Genomic DNA, 14,360 nt, shown 5'->3' with positions numbered 1-14,360 from the left:
GTTCCTTCGGTCAGAGTGTTACCATACCGTTACATTAGAGCTGCCACTACTTTGGTATCCCTCTGTCGCTAATACTTGATATGACCAACTGCTTCCTAGGTTCATTCCTACGTTCTTCCATGCGTTAACGTGGTTGCCAAACGTGATGGACGCGTTAACTCCGGTTGGTCTCTTGGATTGACGAACACTCCAGTACTGTGTAAATGTTTGTGTTCCGTCTATGGAAGGTGCATTGTACCTTGTTGTCGTGTAAATATCGTAAGTACCCCCATCACTAGTCACGGTCCCTTTAAATGTTCCCGTCGGTCTATATGTGCCCCAGCTATCAACGACATAGTACTCAATCAATGAGTTCCTAGTCCATCCATAGAGGGTTAAGTATCCGTTACCTGAAGGAGCAAAGACACCCGCATTATAATTTACAGTGCGGGTCGGTGATCCCGTGGTCCAGCCTTTACCGACAACAAAATTGCCAGTATTACTCCAGTTGACGCTGTAATTTCCTCCAGAGCCATTGACCGCATTCACGGTTCCGCCGCCATCTGTCCAATTTTGCCAATAATCGGTTGCTGCACTCGAGGTTGCTGCAAATATTCCTAAACTCATGGACACTGCAAGGATTACCGCTCCAACTTTCTTTTTCATTTTAAACATAAACTACCTCCTGACCTATTTTTGATTCATCTTCGCTTTACAACATGCAGCAGTTTCTTGGTTGTTTTTGTTTCCAGTAGCAACATACCTATCTCTGCCTGTGTCATCATGCTTGAACGGGAATAACCACCTCCTTTACGGAAAGATTATAATTTGAAAGCGCATACAAAACTATTATGTAAATTAAAGGTTTTACTTCACTTTTCACATGTAAATCGACCCCCACAGAAAAAAGCCGCCCTTTTATAGGACGGCTGCAAATATATGACACTTTTTTTGTTACCTATCTAGATTTCTATGATAATAATAAATGATTACTTAATGACTACATAATCCAGGTTTACGAGTTTAGCGTAAGTTACAATTTGATCTGTAGTTAAGTTTAGAGATACAACGGTATGGTGACCGCCACCATTTTCGATCCAAGCTTTAACCCCATCTTGGAAGTTTGGTTTCACGTTCCAAAGCACGCGAGCTACAGGAAGTTTTGGAGCTGGTGTTGTTGGTTCAAAAGCAGTAACTTCGTTGATCAAAAGCTTGTAGTGTGTACCGAAGTCAGCCATAGATACGACAACTCCGTCTCCTTGTTTTCCGTCGAATACCAAACGAGCTGGATCTTCTTTATCGCCAATACCTAGTGGAGATACGACTACTTTAGGTTTGCTACTAGCGAGTGTTGGATCTACTTCAAGCATGTGAGATTGAAGGATGGACTCTTGTCCAGCTGTGAGTTCATAAGTGTAATCTTCCATAAAGCCTGTAGACTTATTGTGGCTCATGACTTTGAGCAAACGATCCAGTGCTGCTGTCTTCCAGTCGCCCTCTCCAGCAAAACCATATCCTTGTGCCATCAAACGTTGGACAGCAAGTCCTGGAAGTTGTTTCATTCCATGTAAATCTTCAAAGTTTGTTGTGAAAGCATTGTAGCCGCCTTGATCCAAGAAACGTTTGATCGCGATCTCATAGCTGATTTGTACTTTTACACTTGCTTCCCAAGCTTCTTTACTGTAAGTACCGTATTCAAAATCATACAATTCTGCATATTCAGCAAACAGATCATTAATTTCTTCTTCTGTAACTTCATTGATCACCTGAACAAGATCACCGATACCAAAGTAATCAACCGTCCAGCCAAATTGAATCTGTGCTTCGACCTTATCTCCTTCAGTAACCCCTACATTACGCATGTTGTCGCCAAAACGAGCAACTTTGATATGGAAGCTTTCATTGTAAGCAACCGCTACGTCCATCCATTCTGCAATTTGTTTTTGCACTTCAGGACGTTCCCAGTAGCCTACAACAATTTTGTTTTGTTTGTTCAGGCGAGCATTAATAAATCCGTACTCTCTGTCTCCATGAGCAGCTTGGTTGAGGTTCATGAAATCCATATCGATGGTTGCCCAAGGAATGCTTTCATTATATTGAGTTGCCAAATGAAGCAAAGGTTTTTGTAACAGTTTTGTTCCGCGAATCCACATTTTTGCTGGTGAGAAGGTATGCATCCAAGTAATGACACCGGCAACTTCATCACGATAGTTAACTTCTTTCATAATGTCTGTAATCTTATCTGCACTTACTGCCAGATCTTGCAATACGAGTGGGTAAGGAAGAACACCGCTATTATTTAATGCATCCGTCATTTCTTGAGCGTGAGCTTTCACTTCTGCTAATGCTTCTTCTCCGTATAGATGCTGTGAACCAACAACAAACCAAAATTGTTTTGTGCTAACTGTTGTCATATGAATCCTCTTTTCTAATATTTATAGTGAGATCAGTTTCAAGTTAGTAAAACGATATCCTTGATTCAGTTAACTTACTTTTGTCCGTAATAAGCGTTTTTTCCATGTTTACGTAAGTAGTGTTTATCTAAAATGCGCTGCGGCAATTCCTCAGCAAAATGATTTAACTCTCTAGCAAATAAATTCATTTTCGAAACTTCTTCCAGCACAACACTATTCATAACTGCTGTTTTTGCATCTTTTCCCCAAGTAAATGGTCCGTGACCCTTAAGCAAGACACCTGGTACTGCCATAATATCGATACCGCGATTCTCAAAAGTCTCGATGATGACATGACCTGTTTCCGCTTCATAACCGCGGTCAACTTCCTCTTGTGTCAAGAATCGTGCGCAGGGAATGGAACCATAGAATGTGTCTGCATGTGTAGTTCCCATGACAGGAACATCAAGTCCCGCTTGAGCCCATATCGTCGCCCATGGAGAGTGCGTATGAACAATGCCGCCGATTTCTGGATAATGTTTATATAGTACTGCGTGAGTTGGCGTATCCGAAGAAGGTCTATACTCACCTTCCACTACGTTGCCATCTAAATCAACAACGACCATATCACTAGCTTTCATCGTTTCGTAGTCAACACCACTTGGCTTAATTACAAACAAACCGCTTTCACGATCGACCGCACTTACATTGCCCCATGTATATTTAATAAGTCCTTGTTTAGGCAGTTCGAGATTGGCTTGAAACACTTCTTCTTTTAGTTGTTCTAACACCGGATTCCCTCCCCTTTTATGCTAAGTTGTCTACAGCAGCCTGCTCAATCGCCAGACCTTTTTTGTATCGTTCAATAAAGATTTCAAAACCTTTGACATCAACTTCATCCGGGTGAACTTCCTCGGCCACAACATCTTTAAAGACTTTTTGGTCCAGGAAATCTTCTAAGCTTTCATCTGTATCTTTATTAATCATGTAAGATGCAAGAATGGCCATTCCCCATGCGCCGCCCTCTCCAGCTGTGCTTGTCACAGACACAGGAACATTCAGTGCTGCTGCAACCATCTTCTGTCCAACGAGAGGAGTTTTAAATAAACCGCCATGTGCTAAGATGCTGTCGATTTCTACATTTTCTTTCTTCGTCAGAATGTCCATTCCGATCTTAAGAGCTCCAAATGCAGTGAAAAGATGGGTTCTCATAAAATTAGCTAAATTAAAATTACTTTCAGGGGTGCGGACAAAGAGTGGTCGTCCCTGCTCTAATCCTGTAATATTTTCGCCGGAAAAATAACCGTAGCTTAGCAGTCCGCCGCCGTCTGGGTCCGCTTCTAGTGCCTTATTAAACATGACACTGAATAGTTTTTCTGTATCCGCTTTATAACCCATCGCTTGTGAAAATTCGCGGAACAGCCCCATCCAAGCATTAATATCACTAGAACAGTTATTGGCATGTACCATTCCAACCGGACTGCCATTTGGAGTGGTTACCATATCAATTTCCGGATGTAATTCGGAAAGATCATTTTCTAATACAATCATCGCGAACACGGAAGTTCCTACGGAGACGTTCCCGGTGCGTTTTCTGACACTATTGGTAGCAACCATTCCTGTACCCGCATCGCCTTCAGCAGGACAAAGTGGAATACCTGGTTGTAAATTTTCTGATTTATCAAGGATTTTGGCTCCAGCTGCCGTTAATTTACCAGCTTCTTCACCTGAGACATATACTTGAGGCAGAATATCTTGCAACTTCCAAGGGTAACCTTTGGCTGAAGTAAGTTGATCAAATTGTCTCATCATCGATTCGTTGTAATCTTTTGTTGATTCATCAATTGGGAAAATACCAGAGGCATCACCGATGCCGATTGTTTTATGATCTGTAAGTAAAAAGTGAATGAATCCTGCCAACGTAGTGATAAAACGAATACGTGGCACATGTTCCTCTTCATTAAGAATAGCTTGATATAAATGAGCAATACTCCAACGTTCTGGAATGTTGAATTGGAACAGATCTGTTAACTCTTTTGCTGCAGCACCGGTTGTCGCATTGCGCCATGTCCGAAACGGAACAAGCAGCTGATCATTTTCATCAAATGCCATATAACCGTGCATCATTGCGGAAAATCCAATAGAACCAATCGTTTGTAGTGTAACTTCATATTTCTTCTCTACTTCTTGCTTCATTTCGCTATAGGCTGCTTGTAGCCCACTGATGATATCCTCTAAGTTGTACGTCCAAAACCCATCGACTAACTTGTTCTCCCACTCGTAACTCCCCGAAGCAATCGTTTCAAAGTTATTCGCAATGAGGACTGCTTTGATTCGAGTGGATCCAAATTCGATACCAAGTGAAGTTTCTCCCTTAGTAATTGCTTGTTTGATATTTAGCTGGCTCATTCTTACGGTTGTCCCCTCTCAGATAGCACTTTTAAAAACCTTTTAATCGAAAGAAGGCGCTTTCCTTTTGACAGATTCAGTATATTTTTTGTTCGTACATTTGTCAACAACATTTAAAATATATACATACAAATTAACAACAACGGTCCCTCTTTATTGGAATTTATGTATACATAAAGATATTATGTGACATAAAGCTGCTTAGATAATATAATTGTTTTGAACTTTGTACATAAATAAGATAAAATAATTGTTTTGATTAGATATTAATGAAATTTGTACTTACAACTATTTTATATAAATTTGATATATTAACTAACTACGATGAAAGAAGTGAACTTTAGTGAAACCAAAATATCAATTTATCATTGACGATATAAAAAGTAATATTCTTTCAGGCGTTTATAACGTCGGGGAACAGATTCCTACAGAGTCTGCATTACAAGAGCAATACCAAGTTAGCCGGCAGACCGTACGAAAAGCGATTTTAGAATTGTCAAACGAGGGTTTTCTCAGAAGTGAAAAAGGATCAGGTACTTATGTCAGCAACCAATACCGATCTAAATCGAATGGAAATTCCAATAATAAAATCATTGGTGTCATCACAACTTATATTTCCGATTACATTTTCCCCTCCATTATCCGTGGTATTGAAGGAAGGCTTAATGAGGATAATTACTCGCTGCTATTAGCAAGTACAAATAATGATGTCGCACAAGAGAAAAAAGCATTAGAAATGATGCTCTCTTATGGGGTAGATGGTTTAATTGTTGAACCTACGAAAAGTAATCTATACAATCCCAATATTGCTTACTACCTAACATTCAAAGAACAAGATGTTCCCTTCATTATGATCAATGCTTATTATGAAGAACTCGAAGTTCCTTTCTTTTGTCTTGATGACGTACAATCCAGCTATCTAGCTACAAAAGAATTAATTTCTAAAGGACATAAAAAAATAGGAATTATCTCGAAAATGGATGACCTACAAGGTAAATATCGAATGAAGGGGTATATTAAAGCGCTGGGTGAAGCTAAGTTACGGTTTCAACCGGAGCAAGTGCTCTCATTTGATACAGAGTCAAAGCAGAATTTATCCGTTAATATAAAAAATTTCTTAATTGAAAATAGAGATATGCTCACAGCGATTGTTTGTTATAACGATGAGGTAGGGCTCGAAGTCGTAAATGTGTGCAGACAACTAGATATTTCGATACCGGATGAATTATCTATTATCGGACAAGACAATTCCTATATCGCAAAAAATGCAAACATTAAACTAACTACGCTGACACACCCGCAAGAACAAATGGGACGAGATGCGGCAGATTGGGTTATCAAGAAATTACAAGGTAAAAAAGATCTCCCTACGAGCACTTATTATCAGCCAGTACTAATAGAAGGCGAGACTGTGGTGGAGAAATAAAATTCCAGAAAATCAGTTAATGACTGAAGAGAAAGAGTAAATTAAATTTAATAACAAACAGCTCAGTCTAAATTAAATAGACTGGGCTCTTTGGTTTATATTTTCCACAAACTTCTGTCCTGCACGTGATAATGGAACATTTTTCAGATAGCATATGCCAATATTTCTTTTAGGGATTTCCTCTTCTAGTATGATCTCGTATAAGTCTCCTCTTTCGAGATAGTCCATTGAAAACTCTTTAATGACGCAGGAAATGCCTAAATTAATTTTTGTGAACTCTAATACTAAATCATGGGATCCAAGTTCAAAAACGGGAGAAAGATGGTGTCCTCTTTTTTTCAAAAAGTCTTCTACGTACATTCTTGAGTTCGACTTCTTCTCTAGAAAAATAAGGGGCATGTCCATTAAATCGTCTAAGCTAATCGGTTTTGAAATCAGATCTTTGTACTTCTCTCCACACACAAAAATATCTTGAATTTCCTTACAAGGAATGACCTCTAGATGTTCCCCATGAATGGGCAAATTACAGATGCCAAGATCCGCTTTTCCCGATTTTATAAACTCGCAGATTTCCATTGTCGTTCCATTTATAATATTTAATTTGATGCCCGGGAATTCTTTGTGAAACTTCTCTAGGTAAGGCAGTAAATAATAACGAGAGATGGTATCCCCTACTCCAATTCGCAGCTGCCCTGTCTTTAATGACTTGAACTCCAGCATTTTATCTTCTGCGGCATGAATGATCCCTAGCGCAGAATTAATATGTTCATTTAATAATTTACCTTCTGTTGTTAGAACTACGCCTTTCGAGGTTCTATAGAAAAGCGGAATTTCTAACTCCTTCTCAAGTTTTGTAATCGCCTGGCTCACTGCAGATTGGGTCAAAAATAGTTCTTCTGCCGCTTTAGAAAAGCTTTTATGTTGGCTGACCACATTAAATACGCGATATAAATCTAATTTTCCGATCATATTAATTCTCCTTATATCAAACATTACAAATATTAATTTTACTTATAACACTTTTCAGAGGTATAGTAAAATCATAGTGTTTAAACATTTCGTTACTAAGATACATAACGCGAACTCGATAAAGGGGAGATTATTATGTCAAGAGCAGTAGGAACCGTTGTACGTGGACTTCGTGGTCCGATCATTAACCAAGGTGATTCTATTGAAGAAATCGTAGTGGATACAGTATTAAATGCAGCAAAAAGTGAAGGATTTTCGATCGAGGATCGTGACATTGTTACCATAACGGAATCCATTGTTGCTCGTGCGCAAGGGAACTATGCGACAATCGACCATATTGCGACAGATATAAATGAAAAATTCGGTGACGAAACGGTTGGTGTTATTTTCCCAATTCTTAGCCGTAACCGATTCGCTAACTGCTTGAGAGGGATTGCAAAGGGCGCGAAGAAAGTCATCTTAATGTTAAGCTACCCTGCGGATGAAGTAGGTAATCACCTGGTAGACATCGACGAACTGGATGTGAAAGGCATCAATCCTTGGACTGATGTATTGTCAGAAGCTCAGTTCCGCGAACATTTTGGTTATAAAAAACATCCATTTACGGGTGTGGATTACATTGAATATTATAAATCTCTCATTGAAGCAGAAGGTACAACTTGCGAGGTCATCTTCTCTAATAACCCTAAAACCATTTTAGAATATACAAAATATGTTCTGACTTGTGATATTCACTCCCGTTTCAGAACGAAACGCATTTTAACGAACAATGGTGCTGAAAAAGTATACGGTCTTGATGATATTTTATCCAAATCCATTAATGGCAGCGGCTTTAACGAAGCGTATGGTCTTCTTGGGTCTAATAAAGCAACGGAAGAAAGCGTGAAATTATTCCCGAATAATTGTCAACCTATCGTTGATCGTATTCAAGAGAAATTGAAAGAATTAACTGGTAAAACGGTTGAGGTCATGGTTTATGGGGATGGAGCTTTCAAAGATCCAGTAGGTAAAATTTGGGAACTGGCAGATCCTGTTGTCTCCCCTGCTTACACTGAGGGACTGAGTGGTACTCCAAATGAAGTAAAACTGAAGTACTTGGCAGATAACAACTTCTCCCATCTTCGTGGTGAAGAGTTACAACAAGCAATCACTGCATTCATCCAGAACAAGAACGACGATCTCGTTGGTGAAATGGAAGCTCAAGGCACAACGCCTCGTAGACTAACCGATCTCATTGGCTCATTGTCTGATCTAACTTCAGGAAGCGGCGACAAAGGAACACCAATGATTTACATCCAAGGTTACTTCGATAACTATACAAAATAAGATGAATCCAAATGTCTTTATTCTGTAACATGGAAGACAAATATTGGACATGATTTCTTACATCACAATCCGGTTATCATGTTTCACATATTTTAATATGCACCTTACTAAATTCAATTTTAGTAAGGTGCATTTTTATTTTGTTTAACGAATCTATTTGGATTTACAGATGATTATAGGTAACGAGGTGGTGAAACCTTTTTCACAAAAAATATTCCGCTCAATTGTTCAGCTGGGATAATAAATTTCCTCACCGTTCCATGCTCTAAGATCAGTGTTTTCTCAAATATCCACTTATTGTATGGTTGTGCCGTGACATTAGAGAAATCAAGAAACGAAACAAGGGAATCGGTATGATTCATATAATCCTCTAGACTCTTTTTTGGAGGAGGGCCAATTCTATAGACTGTTCTATTCAATAAATGTGCCTCTCCTTCATACATAAAGAGACCCATATAATAGGAGTCATCCATTAACTCTTTACTAATTAATGAACCCATTGGTTTGTAATTATTTGATGCTTGGTAATTTTTATAAATATGAGCATTGTGAGCCCAAATGATTATCTTTTCATTCGGATATAATTCATTACAAATCCATTCTAAGTTAGCTGCCATGATCTGATCCCGATATTTCATATAATCTTGGTAGTTATCTGTTAAATGATTTAGGAAAAGACGTCTATTATCGAGTTCTTTCTGAATGAATGTAAAGGGCAAGTCCAAACCATTATTAATAAAATCCTTTTTTCTATCCATCAGAAGATCATATAATTGATCTATAATCTCATTTAGTTCACTTTGAATAAGTTTATATTCTTGCAATGTCTCTTTGGGTACCCTCTTCCTTCTTCTTGTATAATTGCTAATTCGGCCAAACCAATGGGCTATGTTTTCTTCCACTTTTTGTATGTTCTGTATAAATTCTAATGGAAAATCAATATTGATTTTATTTAAAAACGCTATCAACAGACTCTGTTTGCTGGAGGGCTGAAAATCAAAACCGATCAGATTAAAGTCCTCGTTAGCTTTTAATGATTGGAATAATGAATATGTTTCTTCTGTTTTCCAAAACGGAAAGACAGAATGGTCTATGAATTCATCAAGTGAAAGTTCATCTTTCAGGAAATTCGAGGTATAACATTCAGTAATTCCGCTCTCGAATGCTATCACTTTAAATCCCATTTTATGATAGAGAAAATCAATCAATTTGGTTTTGAGAAGATTATGCTCAGCAATACCGTGGCCATTTTCACCTAGCCATACAATTCGTTTATCCTTTAAAATGTTCTCTAAAAAGGTGAAATGATCCGATTTAGATTCGGACAAGGTATCCACATGATGAGCATGTTCCTTTACCCACTCTACTGACATGTTATATTTTCTCTTTCTTGACTGAAAGATTGCCACCCTTATCCCCCTTTCGTTCAATAAATCCTGTGAAATATACTAATTTTGATAATGAATGTAGAGTTAGCTGGCTTATTTCTTTCTTACTCTTCTCCATACCAAGAAAGCCACGACAATAATTAATAATCCGATTCCAAGCACTGTCATCCATATATCTGAGCTTATACGATTCAATTCCCTTGTAAGATCTACTTGATTTGTAGGTGCTTTACCTTCACCTAAAATAGTTAAATCTTCTTCTGCTTGAGCTAATACACTCGTCCGATCACAAATAATAGTTACAAGCTCTTCTCTGTCACCATACATAGAAGATGATTTCGCATATACTAAATAATCTTCTCCTTCTTTAAATTGAATCCCACAATCACCTCCACCGCTGCCGGTACGAATTATGATTTGAGATTCTGAACCACCCTTCCAGATCTCACTAGTTTCAAATAATACAGCATTCGATAGATATCTATTCGTTCTCTCTTCCTTTACTTCAATTACGCGTCCCGAAAAAACGGCTTCTGATCGACTGAGTTCATCTTGAACACTTATAGGCTCTACACAAGAACAAGCATATGCATTTGAAGGTATAGAAATTGTCATGATGCTCACTAATAGACAAATTAGTAAAATCACATTTATTTTCCTTTTCATCATCATTCTCCTTATTCATATTCCGCCACCAATGTAACACCATCCAAGAATCTAATTATTATCTTTAACGATCTTAACTTCATTTTTAGTCACGTAATAGGTGTAATCCGAACGCATCTGAGGTCCCTCTCCGTCTTTTGGTTCACAGTCTTGCTGAATGGTGATAACAAATCCATCTTCCTTTTCTTGGCTCTCATTAACCTTGTTAAAAGTTTCTAAGTCATTTCCACAGCCAGGAACCTTATCTAGTGCCCTGCTTGTAGCAATTTCTAAGGTAAGGTCTTGTTCAGAAGCACATCCAGATAATAATACGGACAGTAAAAATATAAAAAATAAATTACGCATGACTCCCCTCCTTATCCTTCTACTTGAATAAACGCACCATCTAATCATTTGTTCCAACTAAACTTATCTAGCGATTGAAATTACTATCTAATCATTGCAAAAAATAGACATATTTTGTTTCTGTTTTATTATAATAAGGTATATTATATGGAAGCGTTTACAACATTCTATTTCTAAGCCTGTTTAACCCCTCTTTTTTTCAGTGGATTATGATAGGATTGGTACATTGTATTCGCTTCACATGTAAAACCAAAATGAAAAAGGAGCTGGTTTACCTGCGTAAAACAAGAATCAAACGAATTTCCTTTCTACTCGCTTTAACAATGTTCTTCTCCACTTTAAGTATCCTGTTTCTATCTCCTTCTGCCGTAAATGCCGCTTCTGGGGAAACGGCAAGCATCTCAGACATTCTAAAATACCAACAATCCGATGGCGGTTGGAAAAAGGATTATACGACAACCAGCGGAGAGTGGGCCAAGTCTACGATTGATAACAAGGCCACTTATACCGAGATTAGGAGACTTGCAGCTGAGTATCAAAAAACGAAAGACAGCAAGTATTCTGCTGCAGCGATCAAAGGAATCAATTTCTTGTTGAACATGCAATATGCAAATGGCGGCTGGCCGCAAGTGTATAACAGCTCCGGTTATCATAAACACATTACCTTTAATGACAATGCCTTGATTAACGTAATGATACTGCTAGATGATGTTGCTAACAAAAAAGGAGACTTTTCCTTTATTGACAGCACTCTAGCGGGAAGATGTAAAACGGCAGTTACAAAAGGTGTAAACCTTATTTTGCAAATGCAGGTTGTTGTCAATGGAAAGCTAACGGTTTGGGGACAACAGCATGATTCAGTAACATTAAAGCCCGCTGGGGCAAGAGCATACGAAGTTCCTTCTCTCTCCGGCCAAGAAAGTGTCGGGATTGTTAAATTCCTCAAAACTAGATCTTCTACAACTCAAATTGCCGCTTCGATCAAAGCTGCAGAAGATTGGTTTAAAGCTGTGAAAATTACTGGAATCAAAGTTGTAAAGACAAGTGATGATGTAGTCGTGACGAGTGATCCAACTGCTCCAGCAATTTGGGCACGTTTTTATGAGATAAATACAAATAAACCGATCTTTGTCGGTCGTGACGGGATTGTTAAATACAAACTCAGTGATATTGAGCAAGAAAGACGAGTAAATTACTCATGGTATGGAAATTGGCCTAATGGTCTTGGGATCTATTAAGCAACATCGGTAACAATGCGGAGTAATAAATAAAACAGCCAGTCTCAGACTTAGAGGCTGGTTGTTTCTATCTTTACATATCGTTTGCTTAAGCAATTATTGTTAAGCAGTTGTATACACCTTTTCTCCGCCTGAAATTATGGAATGGGGATGTACTCTCCATTGAATTGATACTGGTAGATGTCCCCTATTCGAATATACCCAAGTATGCAATGACTTCTATCCCTATATAAAACGCTGGAAACATTCTTATTATCTACATTACCTTCTGCAACCTTAATTTGATGATCATCACAAGCTAACACAATTCCGATATGATCATGAGATTGATCAGTTAGTAGTTTCTCAAAAATAACAATATCACCACGAGCCGGATTAAACTCTTCTTGATTAACATCATTAAAAAATCCAGTTTCGGGCAGCTTTGCCCAATCTAGCAACGCTCCAACCCCGGCAAGCCGAAACATATGGTTCGGATAACGAATCGGCAGTAGTATACCCACCTGCATACAGCAGTGATATACAAATGCAGCACACCAGTTACTCTCCAGCACTTTATAAATATCAGTGTCTGGCCAATACTTGCAAATCTCTCGGTAAACCTCATTTTCAGGTACGCCTATAATATTCTTCTTGGCCAAGGTTTCTGCATAATCAGCAAGCATAGAACGTCTGTCTTCCCTATGTAAATTTATTAATTTCGAATCAATATGATTGGCGGTAGCAACCGCTTTTACTGTTTCTTCCGGCATCCCTAACTCTCTAAGTACATTTTGTAGTCTATGTATATCCGTTGTAGGTACATGTCTATCCGTATTGTGAAAGTACATCTGCAGCAAAATAGCATCTTTCAAAATTTCCTCATAGGGACCATGGCTGCGCTGTCGATCATCTTGATAAAAGATAGATCTAAGAATGATAGACATCTCTTCATCAGAAAAGAGTTCGGAGCTGCGTAGGATGGGTCTTACAGCATCAGCACTATTGTGGCCTGGAAAGGTCTTTACTCCCGTCTTAACGAAATAGTAATTGTGAAGTAACCCCGCGATTGCAGCCTTTTCCGGGTCTTGTCCTCTCCGTATAGCAAGCATTGAAGCAAAATTTGAAACCCCAGACAGTTGTGACCAAAACTGATGTTGCTTTAAACTGTTATTAACTGGTAGAAGATTATCAAAAACAAGAGATTGAACAAAATCAAGTCGCCTTAATTTCTTATCACTTATCAAAATTGCGCCCCCTAATCTCGAACTATTGCAGACTTATCTTTTAAAATTGATCTATTTTACGACATTATGCCGTGTCTATCCTAGCTTGTACATTTCTAGCGCCCCTCTCCATTTACAGCAATCATCTGCACCACTTTTCTATCATCACCCTTCAGCTTAACGTTACCGGCGAGCAGTTGTGAGGAACCATCCCCGTCTAGAAAAATGCCTTCCTGTAATTTTCCAACGGCAATACTACTCTTTATCGCAGCACGAAACTGCTTAGCCGTACATTTGGTAGAAGAAACAATAAGGTAGATGTCTCCTGATGTATCATAAGCCATTGCACTGCGCAACCGCTTATCGCTAGGAAACGGAAGTCCTTCTTCATCAATCGCAATTTGATACCACCTGTTATCATCCATTAAGTTCATACTTACTCCACCCTGCGCCCAGAACTTTGTCTCATCTGTAATCCGTAGATCGTCGGCACTTGCAACTCGCTGAACGTCAACCTTCTTTGTGATCCGATCATATACCATCGTTCCACGGTCGTATTTGGTGTTAAACCAGCCTGATCCATATTCCTTAACACTTCTGTTAGTAGGCACACCATCCATCACCGCAATACTGAGCAACTGATCTTCCCAAAAGAATCCGCCATTAATTCCAGGCAGTCCGGAACGCACAACGTTATCGTTAATCGTCAGCAGCGATATATGATCTGGTTCCGTCTGCAATACGTGTAAAGCAACCCCATTGTCAGTAGTTGTTTGGGTATACTTTATTCCTTCAGGAATTTCTTCTTTAGTAAAGAAACGCGTATATACGATACTTGATATTAGAATAAAAACACACAAGAGGATTAGTGATAAATATCTTAAAAAAGTCCCCCTATTCATAGCTTGGTCTCTCATTTCACACACATCCTCCTAACAGTAGAACACTTATATTTGACACCCTTAATGTAAAATCCTCCCTGAATGAAATTATAAAAAATACAGCTGATCAACTGA

Annotated in this window: 13 protein-coding genes; 3 read left to right on the top strand and 10 right to left on the bottom strand. The window is 38.6% G+C overall.

All coding sequences use genetic code 11. The features are described from left to right. Nucleotides 1-18: 18 nt before the first annotated feature. The 4 genes from PV403_RS08445 to PV403_RS08430 form a co-directional block, all read right to left on the bottom strand. Entirely contained in the window at nucleotides 19-654 is a 636-nt protein-coding gene (locus PV403_RS08445; protein WP_160031541.1) for a glycoside hydrolase family 11 protein, read from the bottom strand. 314 nt (nucleotides 655-968) lie between these two features. Then, nucleotides 969-2,393 carry an L-arabinose isomerase gene (araA, locus tag PV403_RS08440; RefSeq protein WP_332084195.1) on the bottom strand — a complete coding sequence of 475 codons (1,425 nt, stop codon included), beginning with the start codon at nucleotides 2,391-2,393 and terminating at the stop codon, nucleotides 969-971. Nucleotides 2,394-2,467: 74 nt separating this feature from the next. Continuing rightward, the gene (locus PV403_RS08435; RefSeq protein WP_332084194.1) at nucleotides 2,468-3,163 is read right to left on the bottom strand and encodes an L-ribulose-5-phosphate 4-epimerase; all 696 of its coding nucleotides are present in this window, start codon (nucleotides 3,161-3,163) and stop codon (nucleotides 2,468-2,470) included. A 16-nt stretch (nucleotides 3,164-3,179) separates the two neighbouring features. Then, on the bottom strand, nucleotides 3,180-4,781 hold the full coding sequence (locus tag PV403_RS08430; protein ID WP_332084193.1) for a xylulokinase: 1,602 nt from the start codon (nucleotides 4,779-4,781) through the stop codon (nucleotides 3,180-3,182). Between the two features lie 343 nt (nucleotides 4,782-5,124). On the opposite strand from PV403_RS08430, the gene PV403_RS08425 reads away from it, so the two are divergent. After that, a complete protein-coding gene (locus tag PV403_RS08425) occupies nucleotides 5,125-6,207 on the top strand; it encodes a GntR family transcriptional regulator (protein WP_332084192.1) in 1,083 nt (360 codons plus the stop codon). A 72-nt stretch (nucleotides 6,208-6,279) separates the two neighbouring features. Here the strand turns inward: PV403_RS08425 and PV403_RS08420 are convergent, their stop codons facing one another. Next, entirely contained in the window at nucleotides 6,280-7,176 is an 897-nt protein-coding gene (locus PV403_RS08420) for a LysR family transcriptional regulator (RefSeq protein WP_332084191.1), read from the bottom strand. 135 nt (nucleotides 7,177-7,311) lie between these two features. Here PV403_RS08420 and PV403_RS08415 point away from each other — a divergent pair, with 135 nt between their 5' ends. Beyond that, a complete protein-coding gene (locus PV403_RS08415; RefSeq protein WP_332084190.1) occupies nucleotides 7,312-8,502 on the top strand; it encodes a coenzyme F420-0:L-glutamate ligase in 1,191 nt (396 codons plus the stop codon). Between the two features lie 173 nt (nucleotides 8,503-8,675). On the opposite strand, the gene PV403_RS08410 is transcribed toward PV403_RS08415, so the two are convergent. The 3 genes from PV403_RS08410 to PV403_RS08400 all read right to left on the bottom strand — a co-directional run bounded on the left by PV403_RS08410 (nucleotide 8,676) and on the right by PV403_RS08400 (nucleotide 10,901). Beyond that, nucleotides 8,676-9,911: an erythromycin esterase family protein gene (locus PV403_RS08410; protein WP_332084189.1), complete on the bottom strand. Its 1,236-nt coding sequence runs from the start codon at nucleotides 9,909-9,911 to the stop codon at nucleotides 8,676-8,678. A 72-nt stretch (nucleotides 9,912-9,983) separates the two neighbouring features. Beyond that, nucleotides 9,984-10,556, bottom strand: a complete 573-nt coding sequence (locus PV403_RS08405; RefSeq protein WP_332084188.1) for an LPXTG cell wall anchor domain-containing protein — start codon at nucleotides 10,554-10,556, stop codon at nucleotides 9,984-9,986. A gap of 51 nt (nucleotides 10,557-10,607) precedes the next feature. Next, entirely contained in the window at nucleotides 10,608-10,901 is a 294-nt protein-coding gene (locus PV403_RS08400) for a hypothetical protein (RefSeq protein ID WP_332084187.1), read from the bottom strand. 254 nt (nucleotides 10,902-11,155) lie between these two features. On the opposite strand from PV403_RS08400, the gene pelA reads away from it, so the two are divergent. Continuing rightward, the gene (gene pelA / locus PV403_RS08395; RefSeq protein WP_332084186.1) at nucleotides 11,156-12,139 is read left to right on the top strand and encodes a pectate lyase; all 984 of its coding nucleotides are present in this window, start codon (nucleotides 11,156-11,158) and stop codon (nucleotides 12,137-12,139) included. Nucleotides 12,140-12,276: 137 nt separating this feature from the next. On the opposite strand, the gene PV403_RS08390 is transcribed toward pelA, so the two are convergent. Both PV403_RS08390 and PV403_RS08385 read right to left on the bottom strand, forming a co-directional pair. Next, complete coding sequence (locus PV403_RS08390) at nucleotides 12,277-13,365, bottom strand: CHAP domain-containing protein (protein WP_332084185.1); 1,089 nt, start codon at nucleotides 13,363-13,365, stop codon at nucleotides 12,277-12,279. Nucleotides 13,366-13,460: 95 nt separating this feature from the next. Further along, complete coding sequence (locus PV403_RS08385; protein WP_332084184.1) at nucleotides 13,461-14,261, bottom strand: phosphodiester glycosidase family protein; 801 nt, start codon at nucleotides 14,259-14,261, stop codon at nucleotides 13,461-13,463. Between the last annotated feature and the right edge of the window lie 99 nt (nucleotides 14,262-14,360).

Source organism: Paenibacillus sp. GYB006, assembly GCF_036577645.1.
Taxonomy (GTDB): domain Bacteria; phylum Bacillota; class Bacilli; order Paenibacillales; family Paenibacillaceae; genus Paenibacillus.
Note: the sequence above shows the minus strand (reverse complement) of the source record. Positions and strands in the feature narration are given on the sequence as shown.